The sequence below is a fragment of the Curtobacterium salicis genome (genome assembly GCF_011759505.1).
Taxonomy (GTDB): domain Bacteria; phylum Actinomycetota; class Actinomycetes; order Actinomycetales; family Microbacteriaceae; genus Curtobacterium; species Curtobacterium salicis.
The window spans coordinates 702,854-721,012 of record NZ_JAAOYO010000001.1; the positions used below are offsets into that span (position 1 = coordinate 702,854).

At 70.5% G+C, this 18,159-nt stretch carries 15 protein-coding genes and 2 tRNA genes; 1 reads left to right on the forward strand and 16 read right to left on the reverse strand.

All coding sequences use genetic code 11. The features are described from left to right. Positions 1 to 49: 49 nt before the first annotated feature. From E9228_RS03350 to E9228_RS03370, 5 genes are all read right to left on the reverse strand, one after another. Positions 50 to 583 carry a DUF3145 domain-containing protein gene (locus tag E9228_RS03350; RefSeq protein ID WP_166779152.1) on the reverse strand — a complete coding sequence of 178 codons (534 nt, stop codon included), beginning with the start codon at positions 581 to 583 and terminating at the stop codon, positions 50 to 52. 164 nt (positions 584 to 747) lie between these two features. Next, the gene (locus tag E9228_RS03355; protein ID WP_341849747.1) at positions 748 to 1,881 is read right to left on the reverse strand and encodes an AI-2E family transporter; all 1,134 of its coding nucleotides are present in this window, start codon (positions 1,879 to 1,881) and stop codon (positions 748 to 750) included. A 1-nt stretch (position 1,882) separates the two neighbouring features. Next, positions 1,883 to 1,957, reverse strand: a tRNA-Ile gene (locus E9228_RS03360). After that, positions 1,948 to 3,180 carry a glycosyltransferase gene (locus E9228_RS03365; RefSeq protein ID WP_166779153.1) on the reverse strand — a complete coding sequence of 411 codons (1,233 nt, stop codon included), beginning with the start codon at positions 3,178 to 3,180 and terminating at the stop codon, positions 1,948 to 1,950. The genes E9228_RS03360 and E9228_RS03365 overlap by 10 nt, the downstream gene beginning before the upstream one ends. 194 nt (positions 3,181 to 3,374) lie before the next feature. Beyond that, a complete protein-coding gene (locus E9228_RS03370; protein WP_341849748.1) occupies positions 3,375 to 4,289 on the reverse strand; it encodes a DMT family transporter in 915 nt (304 codons plus the stop codon). Between the two features lie 39 nt (positions 4,290 to 4,328). Here E9228_RS03370 and def point away from each other — a divergent pair, with 39 nt between their 5' ends. Beyond that, on the forward strand, positions 4,329 to 4,904 hold the full coding sequence (gene def / locus E9228_RS03375; RefSeq protein ID WP_166779154.1) for a peptide deformylase: 576 nt from the start codon (positions 4,329 to 4,331) through the stop codon (positions 4,902 to 4,904). A gap of 30 nt (positions 4,905 to 4,934) precedes the next feature. On the opposite strand, the gene E9228_RS03380 is transcribed toward def, so the two are convergent. The 11 genes from E9228_RS03380 to dusB all read right to left on the reverse strand — a co-directional run bounded on the left by E9228_RS03380 (position 4,935) and on the right by dusB (position 18,156). Beyond that, the gene (locus E9228_RS03380) at positions 4,935 to 5,465 is read right to left on the reverse strand and encodes a hypothetical protein (protein ID WP_166779155.1); all 531 of its coding nucleotides are present in this window, start codon (positions 5,463 to 5,465) and stop codon (positions 4,935 to 4,937) included. A gap of 136 nt (positions 5,466 to 5,601) precedes the next feature. Beyond that, positions 5,602 to 5,674, reverse strand: a tRNA-Asn gene (locus tag E9228_RS03385). A gap of 138 nt (positions 5,675 to 5,812) precedes the next feature. After that, on the reverse strand, positions 5,813 to 6,838 hold the full coding sequence (locus E9228_RS03390; RefSeq protein WP_252727524.1) for a D-isomer specific 2-hydroxyacid dehydrogenase family protein: 1,026 nt from the start codon (positions 6,836 to 6,838) through the stop codon (positions 5,813 to 5,815). Beyond that, positions 6,835 to 7,710, reverse strand: coding sequence for an ATP-binding cassette domain-containing protein (locus tag E9228_RS03395; RefSeq protein WP_166779156.1), 876 nt, complete (start codon positions 7,708 to 7,710; stop codon positions 6,835 to 6,837). The genes E9228_RS03390 and E9228_RS03395 overlap by 4 nt, the downstream gene beginning before the upstream one ends. A gap of 145 nt (positions 7,711 to 7,855) precedes the next feature. Then, the gene (locus E9228_RS03400) at positions 7,856 to 9,562 is read right to left on the reverse strand and encodes an ABC transporter ATP-binding protein (protein ID WP_166779157.1); all 1,707 of its coding nucleotides are present in this window, start codon (positions 9,560 to 9,562) and stop codon (positions 7,856 to 7,858) included. After that, positions 9,559 to 10,557 (reverse strand): ABC transporter permease, encoded by a 999-nt coding sequence (locus E9228_RS03405; RefSeq protein ID WP_166779158.1) that lies wholly within the window; start codon positions 10,555 to 10,557, stop codon positions 9,559 to 9,561. Before E9228_RS03405 ends, E9228_RS03400 begins: the two co-directional genes overlap by 4 nt. A gap of 2 nt (positions 10,558 to 10,559) precedes the next feature. Next, positions 10,560 to 11,657, reverse strand: a complete 1,098-nt coding sequence (locus tag E9228_RS03410; RefSeq protein WP_341849749.1) for an ABC transporter permease — start codon at positions 11,655 to 11,657, stop codon at positions 10,560 to 10,562. 71 nt (positions 11,658 to 11,728) lie between these two features. Then, positions 11,729 to 13,348 carry an ABC transporter substrate-binding protein gene (locus E9228_RS03415; RefSeq protein ID WP_166779159.1) on the reverse strand — a complete coding sequence of 540 codons (1,620 nt, stop codon included), beginning with the start codon at positions 13,346 to 13,348 and terminating at the stop codon, positions 11,729 to 11,731. A gap of 314 nt (positions 13,349 to 13,662) precedes the next feature. Continuing rightward, positions 13,663 to 15,657 (reverse strand): DNA primase, encoded by a 1,995-nt coding sequence (gene dnaG / locus E9228_RS03420; RefSeq protein WP_166779160.1) that lies wholly within the window; start codon positions 15,655 to 15,657, stop codon positions 13,663 to 13,665. Between the two features lie 67 nt (positions 15,658 to 15,724). After that, on the reverse strand, positions 15,725 to 17,005 hold the full coding sequence (locus E9228_RS03425; RefSeq protein WP_166779161.1) for a deoxyguanosinetriphosphate triphosphohydrolase: 1,281 nt from the start codon (positions 17,003 to 17,005) through the stop codon (positions 15,725 to 15,727). Beyond that, entirely contained in the window at positions 17,002 to 18,156 is a 1,155-nt protein-coding gene (dusB, locus tag E9228_RS03430) for a tRNA dihydrouridine synthase DusB (RefSeq protein ID WP_166779162.1), read from the reverse strand. Before dusB ends, E9228_RS03425 begins: the two co-directional genes overlap by 4 nt. Positions 18,157 to 18,159 lie beyond the last annotated feature (3 nt).

Consider the following 18,159-nt stretch of genomic DNA (forward strand, 5'->3'; position numbering starts at 1 on the left):
ACGCCGCCCCGCAGGACGGCGTTCGGTGTGACGGGAGGATCGTGGCGACTCAGCCGACGCGGTGCAGCCAGACGACGGGGTTGCCCTCGGCAGCGTGCCGGAACGGCTCGAGTTCGTCGTCCCACGCCTGCCCCAGGGCGAGCCGGAGCTCGCGGTGCAGTTCGAGGGCGTTGCTGCCGGCGACCTCCATCGCGTAGCGGATCCGGTCCTCGGGGACGACCATGTTGCCGGTGACGTCGGTCTGCGCGTAGAACACACCGAGATCGGGCGTGTGCATCCACCGCCCGCCGTCCGATTCGGTGGTGGCGTCCTCGGTGACCTCGAAGCGCAGGTGCTCCCACCCGCGGAGCGCAGAGGCGATCGCCGCGCCGGACCCGACTGGTCCGGACCAGGTGAACTCGGTGCGGCGTGAACCGTCGAGTGCGGGCTGGTCGAGCCACGAGAAGTTCACGGCGCGGTTCATCGCGCGACCTGCCGCCCATTCGACGTGCGGGCAGAGCGCGCGTGGTGAGGAGTGCACGTAGAGCACTCCTGACGTTGACCCAGTCACGATTCCTCCGATCGTCAGGTGCGACTTCCCCATCGACCTGTACAGCGGAGGACCCGTTCGGGACCATCGGTATGCGATTGTGACGTCCCGGAGGACACGCTCATCATGCCAGGTGCGAACTGGGAACGGCAACCATCCGGGCCATGTCGGTGGAGAAGGATCCCGGACGCCAGGCCCGACCCGGTCGGCGGACGGTGCTAGGAGAGCTCCTGGCGGGGGTAGATGACCTTCTGCACGATGATGATCACCGACGCCGCGGCCGGCACCGCCACGAGCGCACCGAGCACGCCGCCGATGGTCGCTCCGGCGATCGCCGCGATGACCACGAGCGCTCCGGGCACCTGCACGGCGCGGGACATGATGCGCGGCGAGATGATGTACGCCTCGACCTGCATGTACACGAGGTAGTAGATCGCCGCCGCCAGCGCGGTCGCGGGCGACGCGAACAGGCAGAGCAGCGAGATGAGGACGGCCGCGCCGAGCGTCCCGACGAGCGGGATGAGCGACCCGAGGAACGCGAAGGACGCCAGCAGCACCGGCAGCGGCGCCCCGATGATGAGCAGCCAGATGATGCTGAGCACACCGTTGATGCCGGCCTGGGTGATCTGCCCGACGACGTAGCGGCCGACCGAGGAGGTCACCTGCTCGCTCACCTCGACGAAGTTGTCGCGGCGCGAGGCCGGGACGAAGCGGTAGACCATCGTCTTCAGTCCACGCATCGAGGCGAGGAAGTACAGCATCAGGATGATCACGATGAGCGCGCCGGTCAGCCCGGAGAGGATGCCGCTGCCCACCGCCAGGATCCCGCCGCCGAGGCTGAGCAGGTTGCCCGGGTTCTCGACGAACTTCTGCGCGGAGTCGAGCGCGTGGTCGACGTCGAAGGACCCCTCGAACTGCCGCGCCAGGTCCTGCACCCACCCCTGCTTCGAGATGTCACCGACGATCTCCGGGAAGTTCTGCACCAGGTTCGTCGCCTGGTTGACCAGGATCGGCACGATCGCGAACACGACGCCGATGAACGCCCCGAGCACGACGACGACCACGATGAGGATCGCGGCCCACCGCGGGATGTACCGCTCGAGCAGGGTGACGAGCGGGTCGAGGCCCAGCGCGATGAACAGCGCGACGCCGATGTAGACGAGCACGGTGCTCAGCTCGTGGACCAGCGCGCCGGCCAGCAGCGCGACGAGCACCCCGATGGCACCCATGAACCCGATGCGGAAGGCGTTGACGCGCACACCCGTGCCCGCGCGGCTCACCTCGAACATCACGTTCGGGGTCGGCGCGTGGCTCGTGTCTTCGGTCGGGCGCTTCTTGGACGGCAGGTGCACGTAGGGCGGGCGGGACTTGAACCCGCGAATCGTTCGGTTATGAGCCGACTGCCTTGACCAGCTTGGCTACCGCCCCTCGGGGGCCGAGGCCACCGGCTCCCCACGATACAGCGCCTCGAACGTCGAGAGCGTGCGGTTGATGTCGTGGGCCTCGATCATGGTGAGGCTGCGCTGCCGCATCGTCTCGTACTCGTCGTCCGGCGCGGTGAGCACCGACGTGAGCTTCGCCGCGAGGTCGTGCTCGTCCCCCGGGGTGAACAGGTACCCGTTGCCGTCGATGAGGTGGGGCAGCGCCATCGAGTCCGCCGCGACGACGGGCAGCCCGGAGGCCATCGCCTCGAGCGAGGAGATGCTCTGCAGCTCCGCGGTGGACGGCATCACGAACACGGTGCCCTCGGTCAGCGTCCGCAGCTTGACCTCGTCGGTCACGAACCCGAGGAAGCGGACCCGGTCCTCGACGCCGAGCTCTGTCGCGAGCGCGGTCAGCTTCGGGATCATGTCCCCGTCGCCGACGATGGTGAACCGGGCGTCCAGCGAGGCGGGCAGCAGCGGGAGCGCCCGGATCATGACGTCGAGGTTCTTCTCCGGCGCCACGCGGCCGACGAAGACGATGTCGTTGCCCGCCGGTCGTCCCGTCGCCGGGGTGTAGCGGGTGGCGTCGACGCCGCACGAGATCGCGAGGACCGGCTGACCGGCGATCGCCTCGCGCAGGTAGTCGGCCGCGAGCTCGGTCGGCGTGGTGATCGCCTCGGCCAGACGGTAGGTCTTGGCCGCGTCCGCCCAGGCGATCTTCAGCGCGAGCGGGGTCGTGCGCTTGCCGAACGGCGTGTACTCGAGCAGGTTCTCCGGCATGAAGTGGTTCGTGCCGATGAGCCGGATGCCGCGGTCGTGCGCTTCACGGGCGACGCCGCGTCCGACCACGATGTGGGACTGGATGTGGACGACGTCGGGCTGCAACGCCGCGATGATCGGCGCGGTGTGCTTCCGGACGGTCCAGGGCCAGGCGAAGCGGTACCACTCGTGGGCGGGCCACCGGTACGAGGCCAGGCGGTGCACCGTGAGCGTGACGCCCCGGTACTCCTCGTCGAACGACCCGGCGTGCCACCGGTTCCACGACGGGGCGATGATGTGCACCTCGTGCCCACGTGCGGCGAGGCCCAGGGCGAGCTCCTCGGTGAAGGTCGCGGCACCGTTCACGTCGGGCGCGAAGGTGTCGGCGGCGATGAGCACCCGCAGCGGCCGTCGCCCTCCGGTGGCGGCCGTGGTGTCGGTCGTCTCGGTCGTGGCGTCTGCTGACACGGCGGGGGTCGTCCTCTCGTCGCGAACGCCGGCACGCGTGGTCGTCGCACGCCGGTCTGGTCGGTTCGGAACGCTACCGCACCCCTCTGGCCGCCCGCCTCAGCCGCGCGGCGGACCCCCGTCATCCCGCGGTACGGCACCACGGGTCGGGCGCGGGCCGACCGGCGGACGGGAGGCGCGCCTCCCGTCCGGCGTCACCGGCGCGAGTCCGGGTGGTGCTTGGCCAGCAGGAACACGCCGGTGATCGCGATGGCTCCGGCGACGAGGAACCCGATGCCGGCGCCGACGGGTGCTCCGGCGGCCTCGTCGAGGACGATGACGCCGATCCCGACGGCGACGATCGGGTCGACGACGGTCAGGCCGGCGATGACGAGGTCCGCGGACCCGCTCGAGTAGGCGTTCTGGACGAAGTAGGCGCCGACGGCCGACGCGACGACGACCCCGACGATCGCGAAGGCGGTGACCCAGTCGAAGGTGCCGTTGACGATGCGGTTCAGCGTGACCTTCGCCAGGGTGGCGACGAAGCCGTAGAGGATGCCGGCGCCGATGATGTAGTAGAGCGCGTTGCGCCGCTTGGCGACCAGGCGGAACGAGACCACGACGAGCGTCAGGACGATCGCCAGGACCACGAGCACCGTGATGAGCTGGCCCCGGCCGATCGGGCTCTCGCGGCCGTACAGCGCGGCGATGAGCACGAACAACGCGACGCCTCCGATGCACGTCCACACGGCACGACGCGCCTGGGTGCCGAGCGGGACCCCGCTGCTCCGCGACGAGAACCACGTGGTGACGACGAGCGCGACGGCACCGAGGGGCTGCACGACGATGAGCGGGGCGTAGGTGATGCTGACGAGCTGGAGCACGATCGCGGCACCGAGCATCACCGTGCCGAGGACCCAGTTGCCGCTGCCGAGGAGCGCCAGGACGTGACGGACCGACAGCCCCTTCGACTGCTGCCCGAGCCGCGCTTCGACCCGCTGCACCCCTCGGCTCTGGAACTGCGCGCCGAGCGACAGGAAGACGGCGCCGATCAGGGCGACGGGGATCATGAGCGCCTGGAACGGGGTCAGGTTCTGCACCACGTCGGGGATCGGCAGGTCCGGTGTCACGGGTCGAGGCTATCCGACGCGCGCAGATAACCTGGTGGCATGGCCGTCCTCCCGATCCGGATCACCGGTGAACCCGTCCTGCACGCCCCCGCGACCGAGGTCACCGTCTTCGACGACGACCTGCGCACGCTCGTCGCCGACATGTTCGAGACGATGGACCTGGCGCCCGGCGTCGGGCTCGCCGGTCCGCAGGTCGGCGTCGGCCAGCGGCTGTTCGTCTTCTCGTGGACCGACGACGACGACGTGCTGTGGCGCGGTGTCGCGATCAACCCGGTGCTGTGGACGACTCCCCCGGTGCCGGAGTCGATCGAGGAACTCGACGAGGACGACGAGTCCGAGGGCTGCCTGTCGGTCCCCGGTGAACGCTTCCCCCTCCGTCGTGCCGAGGGCGCGCTGCTCCGCGCCGTCGACGAGCACGGCGAGCCGTTCGAGATCGAGGCGCACGGGTGGCTCGCGCGGGTGTTCCAGCACGAGTACGACCACCTGGACGGCGTGTTGTACGCCGACCGCCTGGTCCACCCGTACGCCAAGCAGGCGCAGAAGGCGATCCGCAAGGCGAGCTGGGGCGGCCCGGGGCAGTCCTGGCTGCCGGGGCGTGACCACCCCGAGGGCTGACCTCGCGGGGACCGCATCGGCGCGAGCGGTTCAGCCCCGGTGCGCCGCCAGTGCCGCGCGCAGCCGGTCGATGTCCGGGTGGCCCGGGCAGTAGCGCTCGAGTCCGGATGCCACGTGCTCCTGTTCGACGGTCGCGATCGGCGCTCGCCACGGCCCCGTGCCGCTGACCGCGCAGCCGGCAGCGAGCTGCTCGAGCGTGGCGTCCCCGGCGGCGGCGTCGAGCGCGGACTGCTGCTGTGCCGAGGGGACCGTGCCGGTGATCGGGGCGGCCGTGCAGGACGTGCGTCCGTCCTCCCACACCGCGGACGACGTCGTGTACGTCTCGACCGACGGACCGTCGCCGACCGTGCAGGTGAACGCGAAGACGATGGGCGAGGTGCCGGTCGGACCGGACGTGTTCGACGGGGTCGATGGAGCACCCGTGGCCGCCGTCGGGGTCCGGTCGGCGGCTTCGGCGCGCGGCCCGGTCTCGGTCGACGAACACCCGGTCACCGCCGTCAGGGCGACCCCGAGCGCGAGCACGGCGACGAGCGTCGCGGGGCGTCGAGGTCGGAGGGGCACCTGTGGACGTTAACAGCTTCCGGCGGCATCCCGGCTGTGGAAGCGCACCACGACGCCCGGGAACCGCGGGACGGTGCCGGCCGGGGCTCACGGCGGAAACGAGAAGGCCCCCACCCCGGAGGGTGAGGGCCTGTCGCTCCCCGAGTTGGACTCGAACCAACAACCTGCCGGTTAACAGCCGGCTGCTCTGCCAATTGAGCTATCGAGGATCACTGCGGTCCCGCTGGAAGGCGGTTGAACAGCGGGTAACAGCATAGCAGCAAACGTCCAGCGTCCCGCGCATCGGTCGCGCATCCCGGGCGTGCCGCCGAGACCGGACCGAGGAACCCCCGGTCAGGACGGTGTGGTCAGTACCCGGCTGCCGGGTCGACGACGCCCACGAACCCGGTGCCGTCACCGCCGAGGAACGCCCGCACGTTGGTGCCGACCCGCTCGGCCAGGAGCGGTGCGACCATCTCCGGGGTGTCGGCCTGGTGCGGGGTGATCAGCGCGCCCGGCTCGCTCCAGAGCGGGTGTCCGTCCGGCAGCGGCTCCGGGTCGGTCACGTCGAGTCCGGCGGCCGTGATCGCCCCGGAGCGCAGGGCGTCCACGAGGGCGTCGGTGTCCACGAGTCCGCCGCGGGCGATGTTCACCAGGCGGGCGTGGTCGGGCATGATCGCGAACTGGTGGGCACCGAGGAGCCCGGACGTCTCCCCGGTCATCGCCGCCGCCACCACGACCACGTCCGCGTCGGGCAGGACCGCGTCGAGCTGGTCGGTGGTGACCGTGCGTCCCGCTCCGGGCACGGGCTCCGACGACCGGCGGACCACGGTCACGCGGACGTCGAAGGGCGCGACGAGCCGCAGGTACTCCAGCGCGATGCCGCCGGCGCCGATGAGGACGACGTGCCGGCCGTAGAGCGACATGCCCTCGGGCTCCCGCGACCACGTCGTGGTCCGGGCGCGCTTCTGCAGTACACGGAGCGTCGCGAGGGTGAGGGCGAGCGCGTGCTCGGCGACGGGCTCGGCGTAGGCGCCCTTGGCCGAGGTGAACAGGACGCGGTCGCCGTGCTCGGCGATGAGGTGGGCGAACGCGTCCACGCCCGCGAACGGCAGCTGCACCCAGGTCACGCCGGGAGCGGTCGTCAGCGCGTCCTGCAGTCCGTCCGGGTCGCTCGCGTCGAGCCAGACGATGCCGCGGGTGTCCTCGCCGAGGTCGGCGAGCGTGCCGCCGGCGCTGCGGACTGCGTCCTCGTGCAGCGCGGTGGGCGTCGGCAGGATGGTCACCGCGCCCGGGGTCGGTGCCGCCACGGGCAGGGGACGCCCCGCATCGGTCACGACGGCGCGGTGTCCCCGCGCCTGCTGCTGCTCGCTCATGCCTGTCCCACCACTCATGCTTGGCGCACTCCTCCGCGACCGGCCGTCGCCGGCTTCCGCTTCACCGGTCGCGACGCGGTCGCCGCGAGGGTCCTGACGTAGGGGTCGAGCGGGTTGTCGAGGACCTCGTCGAACGGGCCGAGCCCGACGACCCGTCCCTCGCTCATGATCGCGACCCGGTCGGCGAGGGCTCGGGCCTCGCGGAGGTCGCTCGAGACGACGATCGCGGCGAACTGGCGGTGTCGCTGCAGGCTGGACAGCGCCTCCAGGACGGACTGCCGGACGAGCACGTCGACGCCGCGTGCCGGTTCGTCGGCGACGAGCAGCTGCGGCTCGAGGACCAGAGCGCGGGCCAGGGCGACGCGCTGCCGCTGTCCGCTCGACAGCTCCCACGTGTTGAGTCGGAGCACGCCGAGGGGCAGGTGCACGGCGTCGACCAGGCGGGCGACGATGAGTCCGGCCTCGCGCCGGTCGAACCGGCGGTCGCGGGCGTAGATCGGTTCGGCGATCGCCTCGCCGACGAGCAGGTCCGGACGCAGCCGGTCGGCGCCGTCCTGTGGCAGGTAGCCGATCTGGCCGGTCAGCCGGGTGTAGCGCCGGGAGGACTGACGGAGTCGTCGCGTGGGCTGGCCGAGCACGCTGAGCTCCCCGCCGACGATGCGACGGCGGTGCGCGCCCTCGCCCTCACCGTGCGTGCCGAGCTGGCCGGCGACGGCGGCCGCGAAGGTCGACTTCCCGGAACCGGACTCGCCGAGCACCGCGAGGATCTCGCCCCATCCGAGCGTCAGGCTCACCCCGTCGACCGCCCGGATCGGGCTGGTCGTCGCGCCGCCCCGGTACTCGATGCTGACGTCGTCCGCGACGACGGCCGGACCGTTCTCCCCGGTCATGGAACCCCTTCTCCTGCCGCGTGCGCCCTGCCGCGGTCCACCACCGGACGGGAGGCCCGGACCCCTCGTCCGCGCGACGTGCGTCGCGGACGGGGCCGGGCCTCCTGGCTGGTCGGGATGCACCCGACGGCGTGTCACCGTCCGGTCAGGCCCCGGCCTGCTCCAGTCGCTCCAGCGTACGCCGTCGCTCCGCCTGCTCCGTCGGGTCCGGGACCGGCAGCGACGCGAGCAGCCGCTGCGTGTACGGGTGCTGCGGGGCGCCGAGGACCTCGGCCGTGGTGCCGGTCTCGACCAAGTCACCGCGGTAGAGCACGGCGATCCGGTCGGACAGGGCGCCGACGACGGCGAGGTCGTGGCTGATGAACAGCGACGCGAACCCGAAGTCCTGCTGCAGCTCGAGGAAGAGCTCCAGCACGCGGGCCTGCACCGACACGTCGAGCGCACTCGTCGGCTCGTCGGCGATGAGCAGCTTCGGACGGAGTGCCAGTGACCGCGCGAGCGAGGCGCGCTGCCGCTGGCCGCCGGAGAGCTCGTGCGGGTACCGGTCGCCGTAGGCGGCGGGCAGCTGCACGGCCTCCATGAGCTCGTCCACCTGCTTGCGCGCGGCCCGCGGCGACGAGGCAACCCCGTGCACGACGAGCGGTTCGGCGACGCACTCGGCGATCGTCAGCAGCGGGTTGAACGAGGTCGCCGGGTCCTGGAAGACGAACCCGATGTCCTTGCGCAGCCGCTTGAAGTCGCGCTCCTTGTACCCGAGCATCTCGGTGCCGAGGACGTTGAGCGACCCACCGGTGATCTTCGTCAGCCCGGCGATCGCGCGGCCGATGGTGGTCTTGCCGGAGCCGGACTCCCCCACCAGACCGAGGACCTCACCCGGACGGATCGCCAGGTCCACGCCCTTCACCGCGCGGAACGCCGGCGAGCCGAGGCGACCCGGGTACTCGATCTCGAGGCCCTTCGCGGACACGACAGGCTCGATGTCCTCGGTGATGAGGGCACGGCGGGCGACGCCGGTCGAGGCCTCCAGCCGCGGCACGGCAGCCAGCAGCCGCTTCGTGTAGTCGGCCTGCGGTGCTGCGAAGAGCTGCTCGACGGGGGCTTCCTCGACGACCTCGCCCTGGTACATCACAGCGACCCGGTCGGCCAGGTCGGCGACCACGCCCATGTTGTGCGTGATGATGACGATCGCCGCGCCGAACTCGTCGCGGCACCGGCGGAGCAGGTCGAGGATCTCGGCCTGGACCGTCACGTCGAGGGCCGTGGTCGGCTCGTCGGCGATGATGACGCTCGGCTCGAGCGCCAGGGCACTCGCGATGACGACGCGCTGCTTCTGGCCGCCGGAGAACTGGTGCGGGTAGTGGTCGACCCGCGTCTCCGGGTCGGGGATGCCGACGCGGCGCAGGTAGTCGATCGCCTTGGCGCGCGCTTCCTTCTTCGAGACGCCGCCGTGGGCGCGCAGACCCTCGGCGATCTGCCACCCGACCGTGAAGACCGGGTTCAGTGCGGTGGACGGCTCCTGGAACACCATCGCGCCGGCGGTGCCCCGGAGTTCGCGGAGCTTCTGCGACCCCACCTTGACGACGTCGGTGCCGTCGAGCAGGACCGCGCCGCCGAGCGTCGCCGTCTCCGGCATCAGCCGCAGCATGCTCCGCGCCGTCACGGACTTGCCCGAGCCGGACTCGCCGACCAGGGCGAGCACCTCGCCGGGGCGGACGTCGAGGCTGACGCCCTTGACCGCGTCGACGGCGCCGCCGTCGGTCGCGAAGGTGACGGTGAGGTCGTCGACGACGACGACCGGGTCGGCCGCGGTGCGGCCCGTGTCGGACGGGAGGCCCGTGGGTGCGTTGCTCATGCTGCTGCCCCTTCCGCGTTGGTCGCCTTGTCGCGCGTGGAGACCAGCTTCCCGAGCCGTCGTCGCGCACGGAGGCGGGGGTCGGAGATGTCGTTGAGGCTCTCGCCGATGAACGTCACGCCGAGGACGAGCAGCACGATCGCGATGCCCGGGTACACGCCGGTCCACCAGACGCCGCTCGCGACGTCGGACAGTGCCCGGCTGAGGTCGTAGCCCCACTCGGCACCCTGCGTCGGGCCGATGCCGAACCCGAGGAAGCCGAGGCCCGCCAGGGTCAGCACCGCGTCGCTCGCGTTCAGGGTGAGGATCAGCGGCAGCGACCGGGTCGAGTTCCGGAGCACGTGCCGCGTCATGATGCGCCACGGGTTCGTGCCGATGACGCGTGCCGACTCCACGAAGGCGTCGTTCTTCAGGCGCACGGCTTCGGCGCGGACCACCCGGAAGTACTGCGGGATGTAGACCACGGTGATCGAGATCGCCGCCGCCGTGATGCCACCCCAGTAGGTCGACCGGCCGCCGGAGACCACGATCGAGACGACGATCGCGAGCAGCAGCGACGGGAACGCGTAGATCGCGTCGGCGACGACCACGAGCACGCGGTCGAGCCAGCCGCCGATGTACCCGGACACCATGCCGAGCAGGACGCCGATCACGATGGAGACGACCACGGCGACGATGACGACGAGCACCGCGGTGCGGGTGCCGTAGAGGACGCGGCTGAAGACGTCGAGACCGCCGACGGTGGTGCCCCAGATGTGCTCGGCACTCGGGGCGCCGGTGCGGGGGAAGTTCGTCCCGTCCGCACCCTGCTGGTCACCGAACCCGTACGGGGCGATGAGCGGGGCGAACAGCGCGACGAGCAGGTACACGGCGCAGATGACGACACCGACGATGAGCATGGCGCGCTGCCATCCGGTGCTCCGGCGGAGCTGGACGACGACGGGGAGCCGCTTCCACAGCGGCTCGTGGCGGTCGACGAGGGTGATGTCGGACATCGTCAGAACCTCACTCTCGGGTCGATGAGCGCCGCGACGACGTCGACGACGAAGTTCGTGACGGCGACGATCACCGCCAACATCGCGACGATGCCCTGCACGGCGACGAAGTCACGGGCGGACAGGTACTGGTTGAGCTCGAAGCCGAGCCCGCGCCAGCCGAAGGTCGTCTCGGTGAGCACCGAGCCGCCGAGCAGCATCGCGATCTGCAGGCCCATCACGGTGATGATCGGCACGAGGGCCGGGCGGAACGCGTGCGTCCGGACGAGCCGCGACTCGCGCACACCGCGCGAGCGGGCCGCGTCGACGTAATCGGAACCGAGCGAGCCGATCATGTTCGCGCGCACCAGCCGCAGGAAGATGCCCGCGGTCAGCAGCCCCAGCGTCAGGGCCGGCAGCACCGCGTGCTGCAGGACGTCGCTGATGATCTGGCCGTTGCCGGTCCGGATCGCGTCGAGGAGGAAGACGCCGGTCGGGTTCTCGATCCGGTCCAGGATCAGCTGCACACGGGTCGACGCCCGGTCGCCGAGCGGCAGCCACCCGAGCCAGACCGAGAAGACGAGCTTGAGCAGCAGACCACCGAAGAACACCGGGGTCGCGTAGGTCAGGATCGCGAGGGCGCGGAGCAGCACGTCGGGCCACTTGTCACGCAGGTACGCGGCCAGCATGCCGAGCGGGATGCCGAGCACGAGGGCGACGATGAGGGCGTAGAACACCAGCTCGGCCGTCGCGCCGCCGTACTGCAGGATGATCTCGGTCACCGGACGGTTGTCGGTCACCGACGAGCCGAAGTCACCACGGACGATCTGCCCGAGGTACTCGATGTACTGGACGATCACCGGGCGGTCGTAGCCCGCGGCGTGCAGCCGTTCCTGCAGCTGCGTGGGCGTGAGCCGCCCACCGACCGAGGCGGTGATCGGGTTCCCGACGACGCGCATCAGGAAGAAGACCAGCGTCACCAGGATGAAGACGGTCGGGAAGATCAGGAGGAAGCGGATGAGGATGTACCGACCGATGCCGCCGCCCTGACCCTTGGCACGTCGCTGTGCCTGGGGTTTCGTGGGCTCGGTCTCGATCGCCTCTGGGTTCGTGAGGGTCACGGGGTGTGTGCCTTTCGCATGACGCCGAGAGGGGGCGCTCCTCGTGGGAGCGCCCCCTTCCGTGCGTCTGGTTACTTGGTGATGGTCCCGTAGCGGAACTTGAAGGAAGCATCGAGGGTGACACCCTTGACGCCCTTGCCGGCCACGGCGACCGACTTGCCCTGCAGGAGCGGCAGGGTCGAGATCTGCTCGGCCTCACGCTGCTGGGCCTGCTCGATGATGTCGGCACGCTTCGCGCTGTCCGACTCCTCCTGCTCGTCGGCGATCAGACCCTGGATGGTCGGGTCGTCGTAGTGGTTCTGCACGAAGTTGTCCTTCGTGAAGAACGGCGAGAGGTAGTTGTCGGCGTCCGAGAAGTCCGGGAACCAACCGAGCTGGTACAGCGGGTAGGCGTCCTTCGTGCGCTCGACGGCGTAGGTCGTGTAGACCGTGGACTGGATGTTCACGGTGAACAGGCCCGAGTTCTCGAGCTGCGTCTTCAGCGTGGCGTACTCGTCGTCCGAGGCGGAGCCGTAGTGGTCCGGCGAGTACTGGATGTCGAGCTCGATCTTGCCCGAGACACCGGCGTCCTTCAGGGTCTTCTTGGCCTTGTCGACGTCCGGCGCACCGTTGCCGTCACCGTAGAGCGACTTGAAGGGCGTCGCGGCACCGGTCAGGCCGTCCGGCACCATCGAGTAGACCGGCGTGTAGGTGTCGTTGTAGACCTCCTTGGCGAGCTCGTCGCGGTCGACGACGTCCGCGACGGCCTGGCGCACGGCCAGGGCCTTCGTGGTGTCGGCGTCGCTCTGGCCGGTGCCGAAGGGCTGCGTCTTGAAGTTGAAGACCACGTAGCGGATCTCGCCGCCGGGGCCGTCGATGACCTGCAGCTTGGAGTCCTTGCGGAGCGACGAGATGTCGGTCGGGGTAAGGGAGCGGTACGCCACGTCGACGTCGCCCTTCTGGACCGCGAGCTTCAGGTCGGTCTCCTTGGTGAAGTACTGGGCGGTGACGTCCTTGGTCTTCGCCTTGTCGAGGACACCGTCGTACTTGTCGTTCGCCTCGTACGCGATCAGGTCGTTCTCCTTGTAGGAGGTGATCTTGTACTGACCGGCGAAGGCGTTGCCCTTGACGATGTCGTCGGCGCTGGTGAGCTTCGTCGCCGAGAAGACGTCCTCGTCGACGATCGGACCGGCGGGGCTGGAGAGCACCTGCGGCCAGGTCTGGTCGGCGTGGTCGAGGTTGAAGACGACCGTCGTGGCGTCCGGGGTGTCGATGCTCTTGAGGTTCGCGAGCAGCGACCACGGGCCGTTGTCGTTCTTGATCTTGAGGTCGCGCTCGAACGAGAACTTGACGTCACTCGAGGTGAGCTTGTTGCCGTTCGCGAACTCGAGACCCTTCTTCAGGGTCACCTCGTACGTCGTCGGGCTCGTGAACTCCGCCTTCGTGGCGATGTCGGGCTCGACGTCCGGGCTGCCCGTCGGGGTGTTCAGCAGGAACGGGAACACCTGGTTCTGCACGGCGAACGAGCCGTTGTCGTACGAGCCGGCGGGGTCGAGCGACGTGACCTTGTCGGTCGTGCCGATGATCAGGCCGTTGAGGTCGCCGGAGCCGCCGCTGGTGCCGCCTGCGCAGCCGGTGAGCACGAGCGCGGTCGCTGCGGCGCCGGCGCCGAGTGCGAGGGTGCGCTTGCCCCATGTGGAAACGGATGCCATGTCCGATTGCCTCTCTGATGTGGTTGCAGGAGTCCTGGGACCGAGTGGAACGGGCTGTGTCCGGTCGCAGGGACGTTCAATGGTCACACCCTGCCAGACATCAGGAGGCGCTGGGAGCCGATTGTTTACACCGCTGTAACGCAGGATCGCGTCGACGAGCGCAGGATCGGAGGCAGTGTGCCCGGCGCGGCGCGCAGGTTCCTTGCGCCCGGACGGCAACTGTTGCGTCGGGCAACTCCGCGGTTCCACGGGGCTCGCACCCCGTCGCGGGTGCACTCGACGGCCGCCGCCTGGGCGACGGAACGGCGCGCGGCTCAGGCGCCGGGAGTGTCCGCGCGGAGTCGCATCCGCTGCGCATCGAGGTCCATCAGTTGGCGCTGCACATCCGCCCGACGCTCCTGGTCGGTCGGATCGGTGCGCTGCAGTTGTCCGAGCAGCGAGGCCTTCCGGGCGAGCAGGTCGCGCTCCACCAGGGCCACGACGATGCCGCGGCAGTAGATCGCCAGGTCCTCGTCCGACCGTGCGGGGATCGGTGCGAGCGCGAGCTCCTGCACGAGCGACCGGAACGGCGCGGGCACGTCGGCCAGGAGCTTGTCGAGCCACGCCCGGTCCCCCACCGCGTCGATGTTCGCCACCACGGCGTCGCGGACGACCGACAGCATCCGCGCTGAGAAGGTCGCCGACGCCGCCAGCGCGAGCAACGGCACGCCGACCGACTGCGGCTGCTGCACCATCGCCATCACGGCGTCGCGCTCCATCCGGGCGATCGGGTCGTCCGGCAGGGAACGGATGCTGGCCTGCGGTTCCTCGGCCCGGGTCGACCCGTCCCCGGGACCGTTCGGTCCGGAACCGGTGGTGCCGTTGCCGGATGCGTTGTGCCCGGACCCGTTGTGTCCGGACCCGTTGTGTCCGGACCCGTTCTGCCCGGCGCCGGACGGGCCTCCGTTCCGGGAGCCCTGGCCACTGTCGGACGGGCGACGACGGGCCGCGGCGACCGCACGGCGGACGTCCTCGATGTCCATGCCGAGCCACCCGGCGGTGTTCCGGATGTAGCCGTCGGCGAGGGCGCGGTCGCGGATGTCCGCGATGACCGGGGCGCTCTCACGGAGCCCACCGACACGACCCTCGACGGTGTCCAGGTCGTGGCCGTCGAGACGCCGACGGATCATGAACTCGAACATCGGTCGGCGGTTCTCCACCAGCCGGCGGATCGCGTCGTCACCGCGAGCGAGTCGGAGGTCGCACGGGTCGAGCCCGCCCGGGGCGACCGCGACGTACGTCTGCGAGGCGAACCGCTGCTCCTCGGCGAACGCGCGGGACGCGGCGCGCTGCCCGGCCTCGTCCGGGTCGAACGTGAAGACGATCTGGCCGAGCTGCGAGACGTGCTGTGCGGCGGAGTCGCCGAGCATCGGACGGAGGACCTTGATGTGATCGACGCCGAACGACGTGCCGCAGGTGGCCACCGCCGTGGTGATCCCCGCGAGGTGGCACGCCATGACGTCGGTGTAGCCCTCGACGATGACGACCTGCTTGCCCTTCGCGATCTCCTTGCGGGCCAGGTCGAGCCCGTAGAGCACCTGGCTCTTGTGGTAGATCGGGGTCTCCGGCGTGTTGAGGTACTTCGGGCCCTTGTCGTCCTCGAGCAGGCGACGGGCGCCGAAGCCGATCGTCGCGCCGGTGACGTCGCGGATCGGCCACATCAGACGTCCCCGGAACCGGTCGTACGGCGAGCGGTCGCCCTGGCTGACGAGACCGGCGGCGGCGATCTCGTCGATGCTGAACCGCAACCCGCGAAGGTGGTCCTTGAGTGCGTCGAACGACTTCGGAGCGAACCCGACACCGAAGTGCTGCGCGGCGGCCGGGTCGAAGCCGCGCTCCCCGAGGAACTGCCGTGCCGGTTCGGCCGCGGCGGTCGTCAGCTGCGCCGTGAAGAACGCCTGCGCGGCTTCGTTCGCGGCGATCAGGCGGGCGCGGGCGTTGTAGTCGGTGCGGGGACCGTCGCCCTCTTCGTAGTGGAGCGTGAAGCCGATCTTCGCGGCCATCCGCTCGACGGCTTCCTGGAACGTCGTGTGGTCCTGCGACATGAGGAAGCTGAAGACGTCGCCGTCCTCACCGCAACCGAAGCAGTGGTACCGCCCGACCTGGGGACGGACGTGGAACGACGGCGTGCGCTCGTCGTGGAAGGGGCAGAGACCCTTGAGCGAGCCGACGCCCGCGGACTTCAGCGTGACGTAGTCGCCCACCACGTCGGCGATGTTCACGCGCGCGCGGACCTCGTCGATGTCGTTCCGCGCGATCAGGCCTGCCACCCGACGATTCTAGTTCGGCGGGCCGACGTCGGCCGACCGCCTGTGGACGCCTCGACGTCGGTCGTGGTCAGACCGCGATGTGGGCGGGTTCGCGCTCCCCCACGACCAGGCGCTTGTGCCACGCCAGGGCACCCTGGTCGGTGAGGCTCGCGACTTGGTCCACGACGGCCCGGAGTCGTCCGTGGTCGTCGGTGGCGGCGCGCCAGTCGGCCGCGAACCCGGGCTCGAGCGCCGAGTCCTCACGCTCGGCGACGGCGTCCAGCAACTCGGTGAGGATGCGGCGCTGGTCCTCGTAGACCGGCTGCCGGTCCCCCTGCGTCATGACGAACGCCGCGACGATGCCCTTGAGGACCGCGATCTCGCCGATGATCTCCGGCGGGGTGACGACGCTCGCGGCGAACCGGACGAGGGACCCCGAGGCGTACGCAGCACGGGTGGCCGTCGTCGCGGTCCGGGCGAAGCGACCGATGAGCTGGCTGGTCAGGTTCTTCAGGCGGGCCTGGTCCTGCCGGGAACCGTCGTACGCCGTCATCCAGAGGGACATCCCACGCAACCGGTCGAACGCCTCGAGCAGTTCGTCGCGGCTGAGGTCGTCACCGACCCACGCGTGCATCGCGGAGACGATGTCGTTCTCGCCGACGCGGTCCCCGAGGGCGGCGACGTCGATGAACCCGGCGACGACGGCGTCCTCGAAGTCGTGCACCGAGTACGCGATGTCGTCGGACAGGTCCATCACCTGGGCCTCGATGCAGCGCTGCCGACGGGGAGCGCCGGCGCGCAGCCAGGCGAAGGCCTCGTGGTCGTCGTCGTAGAAGCCGAACTTCGTGCGGCCGGACGACGCCTCGCCGACACCCTGGGACGCGGGCCACGGGTACTTGCAGCTGGCGTCGAGGGAGGCGCGGGTCAGGTTCAGTCCGTACGCGCGGCCGTCGTCGCCGTAGACCTTGGGCTCGAGCCGGGTGAGCAGCCGGAGGGTCTGCGCGTTGCCCTCGAACCCGCCGATGTCGGCCGCCCAGGCGTTCACCGCGGTCTCGCCGTTGTGGCCGAACGGCGGGTGACCGATGTCGTGCGCCAGGCAGGCGGTGTCGACGACGTCAGGGTCGAGCCCCAGGCTGTCGGCGAGTTCACGCCCGACCTGGGCGACCTCGAGCGAGTGCGTCAGGCGGTTCCTGGCGAAGTCCAGCCCGGTGGTCGGGCTGAGCACCTGCGTCTTCGCGGCCAGGCGCCGGAGCGCACTGGAGTGCAGCAGGCGGGCGCGGTCACGGGCGAAGTCGCTCCGCCGGTTGCCGTGCTCCTCCGGGAACCAGCGGTCGGCGTCGGCCGGGCCGTACGACGAGGTGGCGCTCATCCGCCGCTGTGGTGCATCTCGGCGGCGGCCAGGACCTTGCGGAACTCGGAGTCGACGTCGCGGCTCTCGAGCCAGCGGTCCGGCAGCGCGGTCTTCTTGGCGTGTCCGGCACGACCGCGCGGGCCCTCGACGTCGGCACCCGGGTAGGGCGCGGTCCAGTCGAGTTGACCGAGCAGGTCGTCGATCTCCTGCAGGCTCGACGCCATCGCGAGACCGGATCGGACCTCGCCGCCGATCGGGTACCCCTTGAAGTACCACGCCACGTGCTTCCGGATGTCCCGGCAGCCGTGCTCTTCGGACTCGAAGAACTCGACGAGCAGTTCGGCGTGCCGACGGAACGCGACCGCGACCTCGCCGAGACCCGGGGCCGCACGGAGGTCCTCGCCGCGGAACGCCGCCGCCAGGTCGCCGAACAGCCACGGTCGGCCGAGGCAGCCGCGCCCGACGACGACCCCGTCGCAGCCGGTCTCGTCGACCATCCGCAGTGCGTCGGCCGCGGACCAGATGTCCCCGTTGCCGAGGACCGGGATGTCGGTGATCGTCTCCTTGAGGGTGGCGATGGCCGACCAGTCCGCCTGTCCCGAGTAGTGCTCGTTGGCGGTCCGGGCGTGCAGGGCGACGCTCGCGACGCCGGCGTCCCGCGCGATGCGGGCGGCGTCGAGGTAGGTCAGGTGGTCGCCGTCGATGCCCTTGCGCATCTTGACGGTGACGGGGACGTCGCCCGCGGCCTGGACGGTCTTCGTCACGAGGTCGCGGAACAGGTCGAGCTTCCACGGCAGTGCCGCTCCGCCGCCCTTCCGCGTCACCTTCGGCACCGGGCACCCGAAGTTCAGGTCGATGTGGTCCGCGCGGTCTTCGCCGACCAGGATCGTGGCGGCTTCGGCGACGGTGTTCGGCTCGACGCCGTACAGCTGGATCGAGCGCGGGGTCTCGGACTCGTGGTGCCGGATGAGCCGCATCGACTCGGGCGTCCGCTCGACCAGGGCACGGGAGGTGATCATCTCGCACACGTACAGCCCGGCGCCGTACTCACGGCAGAGGCGGCGGTACGCCATGTTCGTGATGCCGGCCATCGGGGCGAGCACGACGGGCGCATCGACCTGGATCGGGCCGATGCGCAGAGGTGCTGCTGCAGCTTGTGTGATCGTCATACG